The organism is Staphylococcus intermedius NCTC 11048, assembly GCF_002902385.1.
GTDB lineage: Bacteria > Bacillota > Bacilli > Staphylococcales > Staphylococcaceae > Staphylococcus > Staphylococcus intermedius.
Genome location: NZ_PPQH01000112.1, coordinates 1 through 301, shown reverse-complemented (window position 1 = coordinate 301; position 301 = coordinate 1). Strand labels below are relative to the sequence as shown.

The 301-nt window shown below is 46.8% G+C and carries 1 protein-coding gene; it reads left to right on the top strand.

Annotation, left to right across the window (positions count from 1 at the left end; genetic code table 11):
• On the top strand, nucleotides 1–301 hold a 301-nt coding region (locus CD138_RS13275; protein WP_219727730.1), incomplete at both ends, for a Rib/alpha-like domain-containing protein.

Here is a 301-nt window from a genome sequence, read left to right as displayed (position 1 = left end):
AGATAACGACAAGTACACACCAGAAACAACGCCAATCACGAAGGATTATGGCACTGCCACAACAGAAGATGAAGTGAAAGGTGCAGTGAACATCCCGGGTTACCCAACAGATGGTGACCAACCGACAATTACAATTGACGATCCAAGTCAATTACCTGACGGCACACAAGAAGGTACAACAGATGTGAGTGTGACAGTGACGTACCCAGATGGCACAACAGACCACATCACAGTACCGGTAACCGTAGGTAAACAAGCAGATAACGACAAGTACACACCAGAAACAACGCCAATCACGAAG